The organism is Aliivibrio sp. A6 (assembly GCF_028765505.1).
Lineage (GTDB): Bacteria > Pseudomonadota > Gammaproteobacteria > Enterobacterales > Vibrionaceae > Aliivibrio > Aliivibrio finisterrensis_A.
The window spans coordinates 1-3,949 of the sequence record NZ_JARACR010000063.1 but is presented as its reverse complement, the minus strand read 5'-3'; the positions used below and the strand labels follow the sequence as shown (position 1 = coordinate 3,949).

The window sequence follows — 3,949 nt, the reverse complement described above, 5'->3', positions numbered from 1 at the left end:
GGTGACTCTGCTATCTTGCAAGCAGACGGGTTTGCCAGCTTTGCTGGGCAAACGAAGAAAGGCGACCTCATAAGAAGTCGCCTTTTTTATAACTATTATGTTATTTACTTAATTAAAAGATTAAGTGTGCCATACCTGCAATCACTGGTAACGTAATTAACGTACGTAGAATGAAGATAGCAAACAATTCAAAAATATTTACAGGGATTTTACTACCAAGAAGTAAAGCACCCACTTCAGACATGTAGATAAGTTGAGTCACAGACATAGCCGCGATAACAAAGCGAGTCATCTCACTATCGATAGACGCCGCAATAATTGATGGAATAAACATATCAGCAAAACCAACAACAATCGTTTGAGATGCTTCTACCGCATAAGGAACACCAAGTAATTCTAAAAAAGGAATAAAAGGCTGGCCCAATACAGAAAATACAGAAGTATATTCAGCAATAACTAAAGCGATAGTACCAAGCGCCATAACGACAGGTAATACACCGAAAACCATATCAACTGCATTTTTAACACCTTCACCAAACACACTTCGAATAGAAGTTACTTTTGAAGCCTTATTCATTGCTTGCTCAAGACCCCAAGAAAAAGTCGTATAGCCTTCTGGGATAACTTCAGCATCAACAGCACGTTCAGAACCATCGATAAACAGGTCCTTTTTACGGCTAAGAGGAGGCAGGCGAGGGATGATGATTGCCGCAACAACACCGGCTAGACATACCGTTAAGTAAAATGGTAAGAAATAGCTTTCTAATTCAACTTGCGCAATAACCACTAAGCTAAAGGTAATAGACACAGCAGAGAACGTCGTACCAACAACAGCAGCTTCACGTTGAGTATAAAATTTCTCTTCATATTGCTTACTTGTTAAAAGAATACCAACAGAGCCATCACCTAACCAAGAAGCCATACAATCAATAGCTGAACGACCAGGTAGATTGAAAACAGGGCGCATAATTTTACTTAAAAGAGCACCGAACAATTCCAATAAACCAAAGTTAAGCAATAAAGGAAGCAGTAATCCCGCAAAAATAAATACAGAGAAGAGAACAGGTAACAGATCGTTAAGAACTAAACCACCAGTATTTGGTTCCCATATCGCTTCAGGACCAACTTGAAAGAAAACCATTGCAGCAGCGATGCCGCCAATTAAGCGAACCACAAACCAAAGAGGGGTAGGGTTAAGTAAACCAAATAAAAAGTCGTTATTTGTGATAATGCTAGGCTTAATAATCTTAGTCAGAATGGTAATTACAGACATAAACATAACGATGCCAGTAACTATTGCTACTAGATGCTCACCAAACAAAGCTTGAATTGATTTTGCTAATACAGCAACAGGAATGGTGATATCACCGTTATAAGTGATTGGAGCCATAAATAGGAACAGACCAATCAACGATGGGATAAGAAACATTAGAAGATTCTTCTTGCTCATTTGGGGTATCTCACTTGAATTTTGCATAAATCTCTCAATTACTACTAGTTAATAAAAAGCTAATCCTTAGCATTATTATTCACTAAACTTCCGTATTCATTCAGTTATTATGGAGAGTACACTGTTTTTTTTAAAAGTGGAATACTATTCATTAAAAAAAAGTATTTATTCACTTGTATGTGGTGATAACTATTGGGTAGCATTTAAAACGCAACTGAATTGTTTGTTTTTTGTTACATTCTGAAAATTAAATATAAAAAAGCCCCCGTGATTGGAGGCTATAATTGATAAGTTAGTTATTTGAAGTCAGCAACTCGCATTCTGTTTAATGTCGCCATAACTTCAATAACACGAGGCTTAGCTAAATCACCATGTTTAGGCATTAACTCATACCAGTTGTCATGCAGTTGCTGCGCAATAAATTCAACTGGGTCAGTTTCCCAACCTGGAGTTTGAGAAAGTTGGAACCATAACCAACCAATCGCATGAACTTGTGCTGATGACTGTAATTGCGACATGGCGGTAATATCAACTAATTCACGTCCAAAACGAAGCGTATTCTTGTTTCTTGCCTGAATACGGAATTTACCTTCTTGCAAAATAGCTTGAAGAGAAGAACGGTTTAACTGACGAGTTTGAGTTGGAAGTAAATGCTCAGAACCTTCTCTAACACGTGTAGTAGGATGAGTCGCTACCACTTCTTTTGCTTTTACAGTGACATCAACCGCTTGGTAATCATGCATTTGAATCACAGTATCGGCAACATCAAGGTAATCACCAGAACCACCCATAACTAGAATGGTTGATACATCCAACTCATCACGTAATTGACCAATACGATCAACTAAGGGCGTGATTGGCTCTGCACCATTATTAACTAATGCTTGCATACGCTCATCACGGATCATGAAGTTAGTTGCTGAAGTATCTTCATCTATTAATAGCGTTTTTGCTTGCGCTTCTAATGACTCTTGAAGCCATGCTGCTTGTGATGTAGAACCAGAGGCATCTTGGGTAGAGAAACAAGTCGTATCTTTACCCATAGGCAAATGATTAATGTAGTTCGATAGGTTCAAATTGTGAACACAACGGCCATCTTCTGCCTGAATTTTAGTCGTTGACTCTTCAGTAACGATATATTCGCGACCATCACCAGGAATGTGATCGTAAATAGAGCGTTCCAAGGCATTTAATAACGTTGATTTACCATGGAAACCACCACCAACAATCAGAGTGATACCTTTTGGGATCCCCATGCCTTTAATAAGACCGCGATTCGGTGTAGATAACTCTACCTCAAGAGAAGCAGGGCTTTGGAATGGAATTGCGTCTTTCATTGGGCGATCATTATTACCAGCAATACGCGGTAAAATACTGCCATTAGCAACAAAAGCCACTAAATTATGTTCTGCTAACTGACGACGCAGCGCGACTTGATCAACGATAACTTGGCAGTGTGCTTTTAGCTCATCAATTGGTAATTCACGAGCCAATAAAGTACGACGGATATATTTTGGCATGTGGAATGTCAAAATATTAATCGCGCGTTTCGCTAAGATCTCACGACCATCAGCAGGTAAGTTCATGTTATAACGAAGTTCAATCCCTTCATCATCAAAAATAACCGATGTATGATCTAAAACCGTTTGGCCAGAAAGCGCAATTGACAATGTCGTGTCTTTCTCAAGCAATTGACTGAAATGACGAGCAAGAAAATCTCTTGCAGCACGCTGATAATCAAGAGACGTTTCTTGTAACCACTGAAGATGCGTAAGCGACCATGCACGTTTAGCTCTTAATCGTGACGGCGGCGCATAGGGATCAGATTGAACATTATCAATAGATAAAGTGAAGTCAGTGAAGTCATATTCCCCTTTAATAGAGGTATAGCTACGATAGTTTCTTTTTTCTAATTTTTTTAGTTTGGCTTCAAGATGTTCCATTACATTCACATTATCAAATAAAGTTGTGAGCAGTATAACAAAAAGCCCGTCATAATAAGAACTTCTTTCATGCCGATATGAAAAATAACTCTACGACTATTGGCTAATTTACTTTTTAAAGAGTTTCAAGTCATAGTAATGCTAATTACGTAAAGGAATACAGTATGAATGTTATCGTTACTATTTTAGAAAATGTACTTATTGGCTCAGGAATTATTTGTCTTTTGCTCGCCATTTCACTGTATGGAAAACGAACCGCAGATTGGGGTGGAGCATGTTTACTTTTTGTTAAAAGAATTGACCTATCTCTCCAAGAGCATAAATGGTATCGCATTGGCGTAAGTTTATTTTTTATTGGCGTACTTGTACGCATTCTGAATTTAACACTTTGGGGATAAGAGTTACTCACAGTTATCCACATTTTCTGTGGGTAACTATTTGAATAACCACTTAACACAATGAAATTTAAAAGAATTACCTCTATAGCAAGCTTTTTTTTGTTATATCCTATTATTTTTTTGTGACGCGAAGTAAAATACATAAGTCAATAAAAATA

3 protein-coding genes are annotated in these 3,949 nt (G+C 37.8%); 1 reads left to right on the top strand and 2 read right to left on the bottom strand.

Annotation, left to right across the window (positions count from 1 at the left end; all coding sequences use genetic code 11):
- Window positions 1-112 precede the first annotated feature (112 nt).
- On the bottom strand, window positions 113-1,477 hold the full coding sequence (locus tag PVK70_RS18440; RefSeq protein ID WP_130049436.1) for a YjiH family protein: 1,365 nt from the start codon (window positions 1,475-1,477) through the stop codon (window positions 113-115).
- Between the two features lie 269 nt (window positions 1,478-1,746).
- The gene (locus tag PVK70_RS18435; protein ID WP_130049437.1) at window positions 1,747-3,393 is read right to left on the bottom strand and encodes an ABC-ATPase domain-containing protein; all 1,647 of its coding nucleotides are present in this window, start codon (window positions 3,391-3,393) and stop codon (window positions 1,747-1,749) included.
- Between the two features lie 164 nt (window positions 3,394-3,557).
- Here PVK70_RS18435 and PVK70_RS18430 point away from each other — a divergent pair, with 164 nt between their 5' ends.
- The gene (locus tag PVK70_RS18430; protein WP_130046137.1) at window positions 3,558-3,791 is read left to right on the top strand and encodes a hypothetical protein; all 234 of its coding nucleotides are present in this window, start codon (window positions 3,558-3,560) and stop codon (window positions 3,789-3,791) included.
- Window positions 3,792-3,949 lie beyond the last annotated feature (158 nt).

What these genes read in the sequence shown, in the direction of transcription:
- PVK70_RS18440 (WP_130049436.1), bottom strand. Translation starts at nt 1,477, where the DNA reads ATGCAAAATTCAAGTGAGATACCCCAAATGAGCAAGAAGAATCTTCTA.
- PVK70_RS18435 (WP_130049437.1), bottom strand. Translation starts at nt 3,393, where the DNA reads ATGGAACATCTTGAAGCCAAACTAAAAAAATTAGAAAAAAGAAACTAT.
- PVK70_RS18430 (WP_130046137.1), top strand. Translation starts at nt 3,558, where the DNA reads ATGAATGTTATCGTTACTATTTTAGAAAATGTACTTATTGGCTCAGGA.